The 14,884-nt window shown below is 36.3% G+C and carries 20 protein-coding genes; 4 read left to right on the top strand and 16 right to left on the bottom strand.

Annotated features, from left to right (window positions below):
• The first annotated feature begins 20 nt into the window (after positions 1-20).
• A complete protein-coding gene (locus JOC48_RS06870; protein ID WP_204498343.1) occupies positions 21-1,007 on the top strand; it encodes an NAD(P)/FAD-dependent oxidoreductase in 987 nt (328 codons plus the stop codon).
• Between the two features lie 539 nt (positions 1,008-1,546).
• Here JOC48_RS06870 and JOC48_RS06875 read toward each other — a convergent pair.
• The 4 genes from JOC48_RS06875 to JOC48_RS06890 form a co-directional block, all read right to left on the bottom strand.
• Positions 1,547-1,906, bottom strand: a complete 360-nt coding sequence (locus JOC48_RS06875) for a HesB/IscA family protein (protein WP_204498344.1) — start codon at positions 1,904-1,906, stop codon at positions 1,547-1,549.
• A 66-nt stretch (positions 1,907-1,972) separates the two neighbouring features.
• Complete coding sequence (gene dapF / locus JOC48_RS06880; protein WP_204498345.1) at positions 1,973-2,827, bottom strand: diaminopimelate epimerase; 855 nt, start codon at positions 2,825-2,827, stop codon at positions 1,973-1,975.
• 54 nt (positions 2,828-2,881) lie between these two features.
• Positions 2,882-3,121 carry a YuzB family protein gene (locus JOC48_RS06885; protein WP_420829210.1) on the bottom strand — a complete coding sequence of 80 codons (240 nt, stop codon included), beginning with the start codon at positions 3,119-3,121 and terminating at the stop codon, positions 2,882-2,884.
• A 96-nt stretch (positions 3,122-3,217) separates the two neighbouring features.
• Positions 3,218-3,538 carry a YuzD family protein gene (locus JOC48_RS06890; RefSeq protein WP_204498347.1) on the bottom strand — a complete coding sequence of 107 codons (321 nt, stop codon included), beginning with the start codon at positions 3,536-3,538 and terminating at the stop codon, positions 3,218-3,220.
• Between the two features lie 159 nt (positions 3,539-3,697).
• On the opposite strand from JOC48_RS06890, the gene JOC48_RS06895 reads away from it, so the two are divergent.
• Positions 3,698-3,919, top strand: coding sequence for a NifU family protein (locus JOC48_RS06895; RefSeq protein WP_204498469.1), 222 nt, complete (start codon positions 3,698-3,700; stop codon positions 3,917-3,919).
• A gap of 123 nt (positions 3,920-4,042) precedes the next feature.
• On the opposite strand, the gene thrB is transcribed toward JOC48_RS06895, so the two are convergent.
• The 5 genes from thrB to yutH form a co-directional block, all read right to left on the bottom strand.
• Entirely contained in the window at positions 4,043-4,942 is a 900-nt protein-coding gene (gene thrB / locus JOC48_RS06900) for a homoserine kinase (protein WP_204498348.1), read from the bottom strand.
• Complete coding sequence (gene thrC / locus JOC48_RS06905) at positions 4,939-6,000, bottom strand: threonine synthase (RefSeq protein ID WP_204498349.1); 1,062 nt, start codon at positions 5,998-6,000, stop codon at positions 4,939-4,941. Before thrC ends, thrB begins: the two co-directional genes overlap by 4 nt.
• Before the next feature lie 3 nt (positions 6,001-6,003).
• Positions 6,004-7,296, bottom strand: a complete 1,293-nt coding sequence (locus JOC48_RS06910; protein WP_204498350.1) for a homoserine dehydrogenase — start codon at positions 7,294-7,296, stop codon at positions 6,004-6,006.
• 176 nt (positions 7,297-7,472) lie between these two features.
• Complete coding sequence (locus tag JOC48_RS06915) at positions 7,473-8,438, bottom strand: 2-hydroxyacid dehydrogenase (protein ID WP_204498351.1); 966 nt, start codon at positions 8,436-8,438, stop codon at positions 7,473-7,475.
• 22 nt (positions 8,439-8,460) lie between these two features.
• Positions 8,461-9,435 (bottom strand): spore coat putative kinase YutH, encoded by a 975-nt coding sequence (gene yutH, locus JOC48_RS06920; protein WP_204498352.1) that lies wholly within the window; start codon positions 9,433-9,435, stop codon positions 8,461-8,463.
• Positions 9,436-9,590: 155 nt separating this feature from the next.
• On the opposite strand from yutH, the gene JOC48_RS06925 reads away from it, so the two are divergent.
• Positions 9,591-10,103, top strand: coding sequence for a phosphatidylglycerophosphatase A family protein (locus JOC48_RS06925; RefSeq protein WP_204498353.1), 513 nt, complete (start codon positions 9,591-9,593; stop codon positions 10,101-10,103).
• A 133-nt stretch (positions 10,104-10,236) separates the two neighbouring features.
• On the opposite strand, the gene mobA is transcribed toward JOC48_RS06925, so the two are convergent.
• Together mobA and mobB are read right to left on the bottom strand one after the other, a co-directional pair.
• Positions 10,237-10,821, bottom strand: a complete 585-nt coding sequence (gene mobA, locus JOC48_RS06930; RefSeq protein WP_204498354.1) for an NTP transferase domain-containing protein — start codon at positions 10,819-10,821, stop codon at positions 10,237-10,239.
• A gap of 52 nt (positions 10,822-10,873) precedes the next feature.
• On the bottom strand, positions 10,874-11,377 hold the full coding sequence (gene mobB / locus JOC48_RS06935) for a molybdopterin-guanine dinucleotide biosynthesis protein B (RefSeq protein ID WP_204498355.1): 504 nt from the start codon (positions 11,375-11,377) through the stop codon (positions 10,874-10,876).
• Between the two features lie 105 nt (positions 11,378-11,482).
• Between mobB and moaC the strand changes: the two genes are divergently transcribed.
• Positions 11,483-11,965, top strand: a complete 483-nt coding sequence (moaC, locus tag JOC48_RS06940) for a cyclic pyranopterin monophosphate synthase MoaC (protein ID WP_204498470.1) — start codon at positions 11,483-11,485, stop codon at positions 11,963-11,965.
• A gap of 123 nt (positions 11,966-12,088) precedes the next feature.
• Here the strand turns inward: moaC and modB are convergent, their stop codons facing one another.
• From modB to JOC48_RS06965, 5 genes are all read right to left on the bottom strand, one after another.
• Positions 12,089-12,748 (bottom strand): molybdate ABC transporter permease subunit, encoded by a 660-nt coding sequence (modB, locus tag JOC48_RS06945; protein ID WP_204498356.1) that lies wholly within the window; start codon positions 12,746-12,748, stop codon positions 12,089-12,091.
• A gap of 83 nt (positions 12,749-12,831) precedes the next feature.
• Complete coding sequence (gene modA / locus JOC48_RS06950; protein ID WP_204498357.1) at positions 12,832-13,584, bottom strand: molybdate ABC transporter substrate-binding protein; 753 nt, start codon at positions 13,582-13,584, stop codon at positions 12,832-12,834.
• 24 nt (positions 13,585-13,608) lie between these two features.
• Complete coding sequence (locus tag JOC48_RS06955) at positions 13,609-14,118, bottom strand: MogA/MoaB family molybdenum cofactor biosynthesis protein (RefSeq protein ID WP_204498358.1); 510 nt, start codon at positions 14,116-14,118, stop codon at positions 13,609-13,611.
• 55 nt (positions 14,119-14,173) lie between these two features.
• Positions 14,174-14,407, bottom strand: a complete 234-nt coding sequence (gene moaD / locus JOC48_RS06960) for a molybdopterin converting factor subunit 1 (RefSeq protein ID WP_204498359.1) — start codon at positions 14,405-14,407, stop codon at positions 14,174-14,176.
• 5 nt (positions 14,408-14,412) lie between these two features.
• Complete coding sequence (locus tag JOC48_RS06965) at positions 14,413-14,877, bottom strand: molybdenum cofactor biosynthesis protein MoaE (protein WP_204498360.1); 465 nt, start codon at positions 14,875-14,877, stop codon at positions 14,413-14,415.
• Positions 14,878-14,884 lie beyond the last annotated feature (7 nt).

Consider the following 14,884-nt stretch of genomic DNA (forward strand, 5'->3'; position numbering starts at 1 on the left):
ATTTTTTAGGAGGAATTTTTATGTCCGATAAAGTTTACGATATTACAATCATTGGGGCTGGACCAGTAGGGTTATTTACTGCATTTTATGGTGGCTTACGTCAAGCCAGTGTTAAAATTATAGAAAGTCTTCCACATATTGGAGGACAATTAAGTGCGCTGTATCCTGAAAAATATATTTACGATATTGCTGGCTTCCCTAAAATTCGTGCACAAGAATTGGTTGATAATTTAAAAGAACAAACTGATTTATTTAGCCCTGCTATTGTATTAAATCAAGCTGTTCAGACAATTGATCGATTAGACGAACAGACATTACAACTAACCACCGATCAAGAAGTCCACTATACAAAAGCGGTTATTATTACAGCTGGAAACGGTGCATTCCAACCACGAAAATTAACGCTTAAAGGCATTGATCAATATGAAGGGAAAAACCTGCATTACTTTGTCGATGATATGAAGAAATTTAAAGACAAAAAAGTTGTTGTATTTGGTGGTGGTGATTCTGCCGTCGACTGGGCATTAATGCTTGAGCCAATTGCCAAACAAGTTACTTTAGTCCATCGTCGTGATAAATTTCGGGCTCATGAACACAGTGTTGACAACTTAATGAATTCAAGTGTGCAAGTGTTGACTCCTTTTGTACCTACCGATATAAAAGGAGAAGAAACGATTGAACAGGTGATTTTACAAGAAGTGAAGGGTGACAAAGAAATAACGATTGATACCGATGCTGTATTAGTAAATTATGGATTCATTTCCTCCCTTGGTCCAATCAAAGATTGGGGACTTGAAATAAATAAAAATAGTATTGTTGTTAATTCAAAAATGGAGACAAACATTCCAGGTATCTATGCAGCTGGGGACATTTGTACATATCCAGGAAAAGTTAATTTAATTGCTGCTGGATTTGGTGAGGGACCAACCGCCATCAACAACGCAAAAGCATATATCGACCCTGATGCTCGCGTACAGCCGAAACATTCAACGAGTTTATTTGAATAGTAGTCAAAACAACACCGAACTTTTTACATAGCAACTTAAATAAAAGGCTCCTTCGTGATGGTTATATTTCACGAAGGAGTATGTTAATCATTTTCCATTCTCAATTATCATTTTCAGATTTCCAACTGATGACATGAAAGAAAGGCTCACGTATGTATTTTAGTTTTAACTATGTCATATAAAAAAAGCATATCGTCATAGATTTGTGCTTTCGTTTTTGAATGATCACATCTCTTATATTCATCAATTAACAAATAAATTTCTTTAATAAATATTGCCAGTTCCTCATCAGAAATCATAACTTCTCCTTTGGGGTTGGAATTTTTATATTTGTAGTATATGAAGATGTATTAAATCATATCTTCAGTATAGGTAAAAAGTGCCTTATAAGCAAACAATACTATAGAAATAGCAAAAAACCCCAAAGTCAATTGTTAGTATAACGATAAATTCAAAAACCATCTTCATGAATGCTTTTATTCATTCACGAAGATGGCTTTTAGAAGGACTTTTTCACTCTAAGTTCATTTAAGCAGATATTAACAGTTCTCCGGTGTACCTTCTCTCTCTTTCGCCTTAAACGAAGACCCACAACCACAGGATACAATGGCATTCGGATTATCAATCGTAAATCCGCCACCCATCATGTTTTGTTTAAAATCAATTGTTGTTCCTTCTATTACAGGTATATCTTGTTTAAATATGGTAACAGGAATTCCATTAATCTCTTCTTTTAAGTCTAATTCCTCGTTCACTTCTGCATCAAATCCTAAGGAATAGGATAATCCACTACAACCTCCACCTTTAACTCCAAAACGAAGGCGTGCATTGTCCTGATCTTCTTCTTTCATCATTTCCTTAATTTGAAGACTGGCATTGTCCGTAATATTTAGAACCATCCTTCTATGCCTCCTTCTTATTTCTTAATTCAAGTATACAAAGTTAACATTCCACAATCAACTATTCTAACTCCAAATAAATTCTCCGATTGCAGCTGTTTCTGCTTTTCCTTTCATCCATACATGTCCATCGTTTGCCCAATTTATCATTAGGTCACCACCACTTAAATGAACACAAACAAACTGATTTCGTTTAGCATATCCATTTAAGATTGATGCAACTACTGCTGCACACGCACCTGTACCACAAGCCTGTGTAACTCCAGAACCACGTTCCCAAACACGGAAATGAATTTCATGTTCACTAACTATTTCAACGAACTCTACATTGACTCCCTCAGGAAAACGCTGATCATTCGTAATAACTGGTCCTAGTTCTAATAATGGTGCATCCTTTATATCTTCAACGAAAAATATCGCGTGTGGATTCCCCATTGAAACAGCTGTTAATTCTAATGGATGATGACTAACTTCGAAGCTTTCCGCTACAACCTGTTCATCGTTACTGCCTTGCATTGGTATTGCGTTTCGATTTAATATTGGGTTCCCCATATCAACGGTAACCTCTGTAATCGTGTCGCTATCCCCATGCACATGAGCAGTTACATTGCCAGCTTTCGTTTCAATGGTAAATGAACGATTCTCAACGATACCTTTTTCATACGCATACTTAGCAACGCATCTTAAACCATTTCCACAGTTTTTTCCTTCGGAGCCATCCTTATTAAAAATTCTCATTCCTACATCTGCCACACGGCTTGGTTGAATTAATATTAACCCATCAGAGCCAATGCCAGTATTGACATCGGAAACTTCCATTGCTAATGGAGCAAGTTGTTGCTCCTCTAAATGAAAAGCAAATAAATCAACATAAATATAACTGTTTCCTAGACCATGCATCTTTGTAAATGGTATTTTCATGTTTACCCCCAACTACCGCTCTCCATTTTTAGAATAGAGCAAGTTATTCAAATTTTAAAATAGGGGATTCTCATCTATATATTTATAAACTTTCTCAACTAACTCTTCTGGCGTATCAGCCATCACAGGATCGCCATTCACGATAGCAACCATAAACTGGGAACATATACCACAAAAACTGGTGCAACCATACTCGACTACATCAAGATCAGGATCCTTTTCAAATACTTCTCTAGCTTTCTGTGAACCACTAGCTAAATTATTGACACAAAATTCTATGATTGGATTCATCATACTCTCCCCTATACATTGTATTGATGAATCCCCTATCTATATAACAAGATATAGGAACAATGAATGGAAATCAACAGATACGCCAGTACAAACGGACTATTTCATTCCCTTTTTTTCCAAGGCATGGTAGATTGGTTTAATTGTTGGAATTCCTTCTCCAACAATTTCATCATCAACTAGTACTACCGGATAAAATAAATCTTCTTCAATCACTCGTTTAGAAAAATCCCGATGTACTTTTTCGTCTGGAGGATTATAAATATCTACATAGTTATATTGAACAGTAGCTTCCTTAAATTTTCGTGAAATAGCAGCTTGTAGCCACTCATATGTCTCTTTAGAACTAGGTGCTCCTACACAACTAGCACAAAGTTTCTCGGCACCATAAACAGTTACCGTAACTGGTGATTGATTCAAAGCCAACACCCCTTATTTTTTGGTTACTTATATTTTACAAAAGCTTCAGTTAAAGATAAAATAATAGTAATTACAGCATGACATAAATGTAATCTTTATCATAGATATTTTATGAAATTCCATATATAATAGTATATGAATGAAAGGAGAAGATGGATGATGCAAGAACAAGTACAAGAGGTTTTAAACAAACTACGTCCATTTTTACTACGCGACGGCGGCGATGTTGAATTAGTAGATGTTGAAGATGGCATTGTACGTCTTCGTCTAATGGGTGCATGTGGCAACTGTCCAAGTTCTACTATCACGTTAAAAGCAGGTATTGAACGAGCACTTATGGCCGAAGTACCTGGAGTGACTGAAATAGAGCAAGTTTTTTAATCACTAAATACAAGTGATCCTCCAGTTTTATAAAGCTGGGGGATTTTTTTGTAGACGTTTCTGTTTCTATAACAAGGAACAAAAAAGAGCAGACAGTTTATTTCAAAACTATCCGCTCTTAAATTAGTAGGTTACATTTAATTTCATCGTAACCAAACCCTCGTTTTCGACTTTCAATGGTAGCCAATTAAATTGGGGATATTGCTCTTTCCACTTTGGTAACAACAATTCCATTTTTTGGTTATCTACGATTGAAATCATCGTAGGACCTGCTCCACTTAAAAACGTACCATAAACCTCTGGTGCTAAAAAATCTTCTAATTCATCATAATGTGGTACTAAACTTTTCCGGTATGGCTGGTGGAAGAGATCCTTCTTCATCATCTTCCCTAATAAGCTCCAGTTTTGCTGACATATTGCAGCTACACTAACATTAGCTACACTGCTAGCATGAACGCCTTCTTGATAAGCAAATGTATCTGGTAACGCTGCTCTTGCTTCTTTCGTTTTCAACTCAAAATTTGGGATAATAGCTAAAAAGGTAATGTTATCAATAGGAACTTTAATCCAATCAACCTCATAATCAAAATGACCAATCACGCATCCCCCCATTAAAGAGGGGGCTACATTATCAGGATGACCTTCTATATTTGTTGCTATCGACAACTTTTCTTCTTCAGAAAAGCCAAGTTCTAATAATACATTTGCTAACTCTATTCCTGCAATCGTAGCTGTAGCGCTACTTCCAAGTCCTCTAGCTAAAGGAATTTCACTTTGCATCTCTACCCGACAAGGTGGTAATTCTTCATAGCCGTATTGTTTTGCTGTCTGTATAGCAATTTGATAAACAAGATTGTCTTTCCCAGTTGGTATATCCATTAACATATCAGAGCAAGGTATAAATTCCCAATCGCTTGCAGGGGTTACCTTTAAATCCAAATAAAGATTTAGAGCCAAGCCAACGGAGTCAAAACCTGCTCCTAAGTTCGATGTACTTGACGGTACTCTTATTGTCCAACTCATACAAATACACTACCCATAATTTCTTCAACCACCACTTTTTCCTCATTCGGTAAGACACGTGGTTTAATTTCACTATATTCAATAGCTGTATTAGGGTCCTTTAAGCCATTACCCGTCAATACAGTTACAATCGTTGAACCAGGCTCTATCTTGTTTTGCTTTAATGCCTTAAACAAACCAGCAATGGAAGAACAAGACGCTGGCTCTGCAAATATTCCTTCATTAGCAGCTAACCACTGGTATGCTTCAATCATTTCTTCATCCGAAATTTCATCGATCGCTCCCTTAGATTCATCCCTTGCATTTACTGCAGCCTCCCAGCTAGCAGGGTTTCCTATCCGAATAGCAGTACCGACAGTCTCAGGATTTTCAAAAACCCGGTTATGAACAATAGCTGCAGCGCCACTTGCTTCATATCCCATCATTTTTGGTAAACCTGTTCCTTTTTCTTCATGGTACTCCTTAAATCCTTTCCAGTAGGCCGTAATATTGCCAGCATTACCAACAGGGATAAACAAAAAGTCAGGAGCCTTACCTAGTGTATCGCAAACCTCAAATGCTGCTGTTTTTTGGCCTTCAATTCGATATGGGTTTACAGAGTTCACTAAAGTAATATCATCTTTCTCTCCTAGCTTTCTGACAATCTTTAATGCGTCATCAAAGTTACCCTCAATGGAAAAAATTTCAGCACCATGCATAACGGCTTGGGCGAGTTTCCCTTGGGCAATTTTTCCTTCAGGGATTACAATGATACATTTTAGTCCAGCTCTTGCTGCAAAGGCTGCTGCTGACGCTGACGTATTTCCTGTAGAAGCACAGATAACTGCCTTGGCACCATCCTCTATTGCCTTAGCCATTGCCATAACCATTCCTCTATCCTTAAAGCTCCCAGTAGGATTAGCACCCTCTACTTTTGCAAACACATTTATGTCATACTTTTCTGATAATTTTTCAAGTTTTATTAATGGTGTGTTGCCCTCATGTAAAGTTATTTTTGGTGTTTTATCAGTAATTGGTAGATAATTTTCATAATGAGATATTAATCCTTGCCATGCCATTTGTTATTCCTCCCCATCCACTCGGTAGTAGCTAATGATTTTATTTACAACAGATAATCCATATAGATTTTCAATACTAGATAATAATTGCTGCTTACTAATTTGATGGGTTACCATCACGATTTCAGCAGTTTCTTTTTCATTACTAGGAAGCTGTAAAATTTTTGCAAAGCTAACTTGTTGATCAGAAAACACATTCGTTATTTTCTGGAACGTACCAGCTTCATCGTCAACAGCCATCCGAATAAAATATTTCGTATATTTTTCAGTATTTTGCTTTAATTGTGTTTCGTATTGCGGTGAGATATAGGAATTACCACTTATACCTAAGCGAATATTTTTAATTACTTCCATTAAATCCGAAACTACCGCTGTTGCTGTAGGCATACTTCCAGCTCCTGGTCCATAAAACATTGTTTCACCAACTGCTTCACCATAGACATAAACAGCATTATATTCATTTTTCACCTGTGCTAATGGGTGATCATGAGGTAACAATGTTGGCTCAACGCTCACCTCTACCTTTCCACGATTAATCGAAGCTATTCCAATTAGTTTAATCGTGTATCCAAGACTATTTGCGAACGTAATATCCTCTTGTGAAATTTCGCTAATTCCTGAAACTTCTACATCATCAAGGCCGATTTCCATCTTGAATGCTAAGTTAGCCAAAAGTGTCATTTTTCTAGCTGCATCTAAACCTTCTACATCTGAAGTTGGATCTGCTTCTGCAAAACCAAGCTCCTGTGCCTCTTTTAATACCGGTTCAAATGGAAGCTTTTCATCCGTCATCTTTGTCAGGATATAATTCGTTGTTCCATTTACAATACCCATTATTTTTTGAATCCGATCTGATGCTAATCCGTCTGATAGAGATCGCAAAATCGGTATTCCGCCAGCTACACTTGCATCGTAAAAAATATCGCAATGATTTTCTTTTGCCAGCCTTAATAACCTTTGACCATGTACAGCCATTAAATCTTTATTCGCTGTAACAATATGCTTTTTATTTTTAACTGCTTGCTCTAATAAAAGGTTCGTATCTTCAATACCACCCATTACTTCAACAATCACATCAATATCAGGATTATTTACAAGTTCATCGGGATTATTTGTCAACCATTCTCGATCAATTGCTATATCTCTTTGTTTATGTAAATTGTTTACTAATACTTTTTTTATAACAATTTCACAGCCAAGTTTATGCTTTATTTCTTCTTTGTGATTTTTTAATAAATTAACAACACCAGTACCAACTGTACCTAAGCCGCATAGACCTACCTTTATCTCTTTCATTATGTCGCCTCCCCGTGTGCATGTGTGTTTTTTGTGAGTACATTTGTTTATTTATAGTGGACATTATACAGTTGACCGAATACTTTATCAAGGTACAATCGCCTAAAAAAAAGAAAACTCGGTAATGAACCGAGCTTACAAATACAAACAATGTAATCATAGGCTGTACCACACCTCTATAGTACTGGAGTGTGAGGCTTACGTCCGGATAATACCAAATCAATATTATTCAAACATAAATCAATCATCGTACTACGCGTATCTGTACTTGATGATCCAATATGAGGTAAACAAACGACTTGGTCTAGCTTAAGAAGCGGATGTTCTTTCCCAATTGGTTCTTTAGCAAAGACATCTAAGCCAGCCCCTTTTATTTCTCCATTAACCAACGCATCATATAACGCATCTTCATCAACGTTTTGTCCTCTTGAAGCGTTAATAAAAATAGCAGATTGTTTCATCTTACGAAAGGCTTGCTCATTAAACATTCCCCTTGTTTCTGGTGTTAATGGAGCGAGACAAACGACAAAATCTGATTCAGCAAGCAATGTATCAAATGACACATAAGATGCATTTAATTCTTCTTCTGCTTGTCCTTTTCTAGTTCGGTTATGGTAGATGATATTCATCCCAAACCCCTTAGCACGTCTAGCAACAGCTTCACCAATGCGCCCCATCCCTACGATTCCAATCGTTTTATTATAAGCATCACTTCCTGCTAAAAGGAAAGGAGACCAGTTTTGCCATTTACCATTTTTTATAAAGTCACTGGCTTCTACGATTCTTCTAGCTGTACTTAGTAATAGTGCAAATGTTAAATCAGCTGTAGTCTCTGTTAAGACATCTGGTGTATTCGTAACGGTAATTTCTTTCCTTTTCGTATCTTCCAAATTTATATTATCATATCCAACTGCTAAATTAGCAATTATTTTTAAATTTTCAGCATCATTTAGAACATCCATGTCAATTTTGTCTGATAACATCGTTAGAAGGGCATCCGCTTTTTGGGCTTCCAAAGCTAGTGTTTCTTGTTCCACTGGCTTCTGTTCATGTGGCCACATGTTAATGGTATATCGATCTTGATATGCAACAATTAATTCTTCAGGAATTTTTCTAGTTATATAAATATAAGGCTTCGTCATTTCCTAATCTCCTTTCAAACCCTTACCAATCTATTACAGGAATGTTCAATGATTCCGTGTCGAATTCCAAATTTTTATAAAAAGATTTAAGGTTTGTTTCATAGTTTGTTTGCTTTTGTAATAGTTCCTTGTATTCCTTATAGAATATTTCTAGATTGTTTGAACGAAATCCTGCTTCTAAATGGTCAAATAAATGAATTGGAAAAAGAAGACGAGCATATAAAAGGCGCCACCCAAAGATGGATAATGGTCGTTCTTGCTCATACTCAGTAAAAAATGAGCTCATCCTAGTTAGTGATTGATAATTATCTTGTAATAATAATGGACGAATATACTCCGCTAAATCTCGTACCGGATGATCATAGCTAAAATCAGTTGACCAAATAATCGACCTTTGTAACTGATTGGAATACCTTCGAAAGGTTATACTAGGTTTATCACCATCATGAAACCTTTGATCTGTTTCGGTCTCTTGTAAATACTGTAGTGCATTTTCAGATAAGCCAATAATATAAGGAAATGTATCAATAAATAGCCGATGAAATGGGGAAACAGGACGTTCTACATATTGCTGATTATATATATCTTCAATCATCGAAATTTTGTTTTCCCATAATTCCTTCCATTGTCCATAGCTTGATAAGTAATTAGGAGTATAAGGATATTCTGACCCAATATTGTGAAAAGATGCCAAATCTTTAGCATGTGAAGATTGCTTTACATACTTTCTATCCTTTGCAGCAAGTACTAGGTACTCCTTTTGGTCAACTTCTGTCGTCAATGTACCACGATAATTAAATAGTGGTACTGCAATATTTTCTATCCCTTGTTGAATGCAAAAGTCACTTATTGCCTTTTGTTCAAAATGGACCTCTTCATCATTTTGTTTTGAAATGATAAAATAGAAATCATCTCCATTTTTGTATCCATCATATCCGTTAACCGACACTTTATTTCCTTGTAAATTTTGGACATAATGATTAAGAATATCCAACAATCTAATCTCTCCTCCCATGAAACAGCTTGTTGGTAATATCTATGATAGTAAAAAGATAATCTGAACTTGATTTATTATATTCATTTCATGATGGGCATAACTAATAGGAGGTTAGCATTTACTAGTAATATGAATACAGTTAGGGTGTGATAAAGTTGAATCAACATACAAATACAACAGAACTTGAACAAAAAGCACGTACATGGTTAAAAGATAGAGGTGTAGCCATTGATGATATTGCTGATCTCGTTTTTTATTTACAGAAAAAATATCTTGACGACTTAACAATGGATGATTGCCGTCACCATGTAAACCGGGTATTAATGAAACGAGAAGTACAGAATGCCATTTTAACTGGTATTCAATTAGATGTGTTGGCAGAACAAAAAAAATTAGAGTCACCATTACAAGAAACAATCGAAACGGATGAAAGTTTATATGGTGTAGATGAAATTATCGCTTTTTCCATCGTTAATGTTTACGGTTCGATTGGATTTACGAACTATGGATATATTGATAAACAAAAACCAGGGATATTAAAAAAGTTAAATGATAAAAATAGTGGCGAATGTCATACTTTTTTGGATGACATTGTTGGTGCTATCGCTGCTGCAGCTTCAAGTCGACTTGCACATAGTGCAGCAAATGATCAAGGTATTGATTCCTAATTAAGAGGCTGTCCGTGAAAGGTCTTTCCCCTGCTCAACTACATTTTAACAAGTACTAGCCGTTGTAGTGTCGATGGCAGACCCTTTCTTTTGGACAGTCTCTTCTTGTAATTTACTTTCCCTTTATCCTCAATCACAAGTGATTATCATAATCATCCCTACTATTAATATTAATAAAGGCTCTTTCACGGTTTATCTCTATTTTCTTTACATTTATTTCGCTCAACAGACTTTGCATGGATCGACTACCATTTATCAATAAGTTCTTGATTTTATTTTTGACAGAACAATGATAGGCAGCAATAAGTGGTTGGTCCTTACCAGAAACAACTGGAATAATTGCTTGAATGTCACCTTCTATTTCTGACACTAGCCTTTCCAACACCCAGTGTTCTATAAAAGGCACATCGACCGGTAAAATGATATACCAATTCGCAGACAGTGTTGTCATCCCTGAAAATATTCCAGCTAATGGCCCTTGCCCTTGAAAAGATGGATCATCCTGTATAACCGTTATTTTATTCTTATCTACGCGAAACAAATGTCTCCACTCAGGATGTGCAACCAATGCAACCGAGGAACAAAAAGGAGTCATTACTTGTAAGGAATATTGATAAAACGGAACACCCTGTCTTTCAGCAAATGCCTTTGGTGAACCAAACCGCCTAGATTGCCCACCAGCTAATAAAATACCAGCTACTTCGTTTTTTTTGCTCACTTAATCCCCTCCTCTACCTTTCCCACTCAGTGGGAGTCTTATGGACGATTATTCACGGTGTTAAACGTATATCCTGATTTATCCTGTCTATTACCTCTTTATGTTGCTGTGAATCATATATCGGAAAAGGATAATTTTTATTTTTTATATGTATGCTAGCAATAGCTGCTTTTATATTTGTTAGCTCCTCAAGTAAATGAAGATCTTCTTCACCTTTAATCATTACTATTTTATTAAAATCAAGCTTTTTATACCCTTCAACCACTAATACATCAACATCAAGCACACGATAAAAGGCTAAAAGACGATCAAAGTCATCCATGACATAATCGATGTTCAATTGAATCATACCATCACCTTCTACCCCTGTCATAATTGCACCTGCCTCGTGATGTTTTGTACTATCCTTGTTTTCCACAACATCAGGAGTCCCACCATGGCCGTGGTGTTTTAAACTTGCAGTCTTTAACCCCCTACTAGAAAAATGATGGATAATCTGTTGTGCAAATGTTGTTTTTCCACTATTCTTATAGCCGACTACTTGAATGATTTCCATTTGCTTTCATCCTTTATAATTAAACATTTATCGTTTTTATTTTTTGTTATTAACCTACATTTGCTAAAATATGAAATACATACTGAAAAGGGTTAGGTGATTAATTTGACAGGATTTACTCATTTTAATGAACATGGTAGAGCGAAAATGGTTGATATAACAGCTAAAAAAGAAAGTGCAAGAAAAGCTGTTGCACGTTCCAGCGTCCAAATGAGCGGAGACGTTTATGATAATATTGTTAACCAAAAAAACAAAAAAGGAGACGTGCTATCCGTAGCACAAGTAGCGGGAATAATGGCATCTAAGCAAACTTCATCATTAATCCCTATGTGTCACCCGATTCCTATTAGTGGTGTTAATCTATCCTTTGAGTGGAAAACGCCTGAAGATAATCTTTATGAATTAGTGATTCTTGCTGAAGTAAAAACTGTTGGAAGTACAGGTGTTGAGATGGAAGCCTTAACAGCCGCATCAGTCGCAGCGTTAACGATTTATGATATGTGCAAGGCAATCGATAAATCAATGATTATTGGACAAACCTTCCTACTAGAAAAAAGTGGAGGAAAAAGCGGCGACTATAAGCGTTAGAAAAACTTGGCTAGCACCAAGCCCGCAGGCACAGGTGATTGCCAATTATACTACTTCGAATTACCTTCTGGGCTAACATGTATTTAACGTGGAAATTACTAGGATAGCGAATATTGCTATCCTTTACCTATCCACTTTTAATTGATTAATGATAAATAATAACAGGAAAGAAACAGTAACACTAATTAATGCATAGTACCAGGCAACTGCTGTTTGTCCTGACTCTATTGCTATATATATTGCTGTCGGTATTGTTTGTGTTTTGCCTGGAATATTTCCTGCAAACATTAATGTTGCTCCAAATTCTCCAAATGCCCGAGTAAAACCTAAAACTAGTCCAGCTGTGATCGAGCGAATAGATAATGGAAGCATAATGAACAATAGCAATTTCCACTCAGAGGCCCCATCGACTTTTGCTGCACCTAAAACATTGTCATCCAGAGATGTGAAACCTGTTTTGACTGTTTGATACAACAAAGGAAAAGCCACCACTACAGCTGCAATGATTGCTGCAGTGGCTGTAAACAAGAGGCTCTGTCCAAATATCCATTCCATTGCTCTTCCAATCGGACTATTTTTTCCAAATACTACAATTAGCATAAAGCCAATCACTGTCGGCGGTAACACTAAAGGTAAGAAAAAAATTGTTTCCATTACTACGTTTAGTTTTCGTTTATTTGCAACTAAAAAATAGGCAGCTATAATTGCTATTACTGCTGTTATAATAGTCGCCACAAAAGCGACAAAAAAGGATAATTGTACCGGAAACCAAGACCAACCCATCAACACTTTCCACCAACTTTTTTTCTACTATGATGATTTACCACGGTGAATAATTGTCCATAAGCCCCACACGGAATGAACATTCACCTTATTTGAAAGCCATAGGATTTAAATATATCTAGACCCTCATTGCTTTTTATAAAGTTATAAAAAATATCTGTTTCTTTTTGATAGTTACTAGCAGCAACAGTAGCTACGTAATAGTCAATTGATGTATGAAGGTTAGGATTCATTTCTTCGATTATTTCAACACCTTGCTCACCAATCGTGTCACTATAATAAACAAACCCTATATCAACGGCTTGATCTTTAACAAGTGTAAGTACATGTTTTACATCTTTTGCAAATACAAGCTGATCCGAAAGCTCGTCCCAAACTTCTAATTGTTCAAGCGATTGTTTTGCATACATCCCTGCTGGAACAAATTCAGGTGTTCCAATTGCCAATGGACTATTCGTGTCAATAAAGTCCTCCAGTGACTCCCCTTTGACCTCAGGAGCTTTTATGAGAACGAGTTGATTAGTCAAAAAAGAAGTACCTCTATCAAGCACATCATCTTTCGCTAACATTTCATAGTCACTTTTAGCTGCAGCAATAAACACATCAATCGGTGCCCCTTGTTCAATTTGTCTTCTAAGCGTACCAGTTCCACCAAAATTGAAGACCAATTCAATCGTATGGTTTTCTTTCTCAAATTCTTTTTTCACTTTCATTAAACTGTCTGACAAACTGGCTGCAGCTGATATGGTTAATGTTGTTTTATCTTCCTGCGATGACGAATTGCAAGCTACGATTAGTGATGCCACAAGCAAAAGATGTATGACAGGCCATTTCATTTGTTTCCCCTCTTATCTTTCCATTTATTGATCTTTATTTATTTCCATAACAACGTGTCCTAGCTCTGGCAGAATTAATTTCTCCATTGCTAATTTAACAGCGCCTGATGACCCAGGAACAGAAAAAATAACTGTATCCTTTGCAATACCTGCAATTGCACGCGACAAAATACTAGCTGAACCTATGTCCAATTCATAACTTAAGTAGCGAAATAATTCTCCAAAGCCTGGAAGCTCTTTCGATAATAATGGCTGAATCGATTCAATCGTTACATCACGTTTGGCAATTCCAGTACCTCCGTTTACAATCACTGCGTCTACATCGGGATTTAGCACTGCTTTTTCCACTTGCGACTTAATGATTACTTGTTCATCTGGAATAACCTCATACTCGATAACTTGATGACCTGCATTTTTTAATAGTTGTTGAATGATTGAACCACTTTTATCGGTATCTTTATTTCTTGTATCACTTACAGTTATTATCCCACATCTCACTTGTGTGGGAGCACTATTACGATGATTGGCTAGCATATTGTTTCACCTCCATGAATTTTCTTAACAGCATATAGGATAATTCATATTAATTCTATCCACCACTTACTGGAGGTATTAGTGCGACAGTATCACCTTGCTTGATAATATCTGTAGATAAAGCAAATTCTTCATTAATTGCTACCATTATTTGATCCATTTGAGTAAACGAATAATCGTTTTTTAATGTTTTTTTCAGTTCTTCGACCGTTATATTTTCTAATGGCAGTTCTAAATAATCCTTACCGGCTTCCTCTTGAAGGTGGGCAAAAAGCAAAATTGTTATCATACCGCTCATTCCTTTATAATTGGTTTTCCACTCGGATATGGAACTGTTTCTAATTGATCGCCAAGCCATGTTTGTCCATCTTCCCAATGTTCTTTCTTCCATATTGGTACAATTTGTTTAATACGTTCAATGGCATATTCATTTGCTTCATAGGCGGCTTTTCGATGAGGAGAAGAGACAGCAATAACAACCGCAATATCTGTAATATCTAATTGACCAATCCGGTGGGTAATTGCTATTTTTGTATCGGGCCATTTTTCCTTAATTTCTTGATCAATCACTTTCATCATTTTCACAGCCATGGGCTTATAGGCTTGGTACTCTAAATACACTGTTCGTTTTCCTTTGGTCCATTCACGAACAGTGCCAATAAATGTAGTAATAGCCCCAGCTTCTCTTCTCTCTACTTTTTTTACTAACGCTGGAACATCGATTGGCTCTTCAACGATTAGAAAAAGTTCCTCTTTCATTATATAA

The organism is Aquibacillus albus (assembly GCF_016908325.1).
GTDB lineage: Bacteria > Bacillota > Bacilli > Bacillales > Amphibacillaceae > Aquibacillus_A > Aquibacillus_A albus.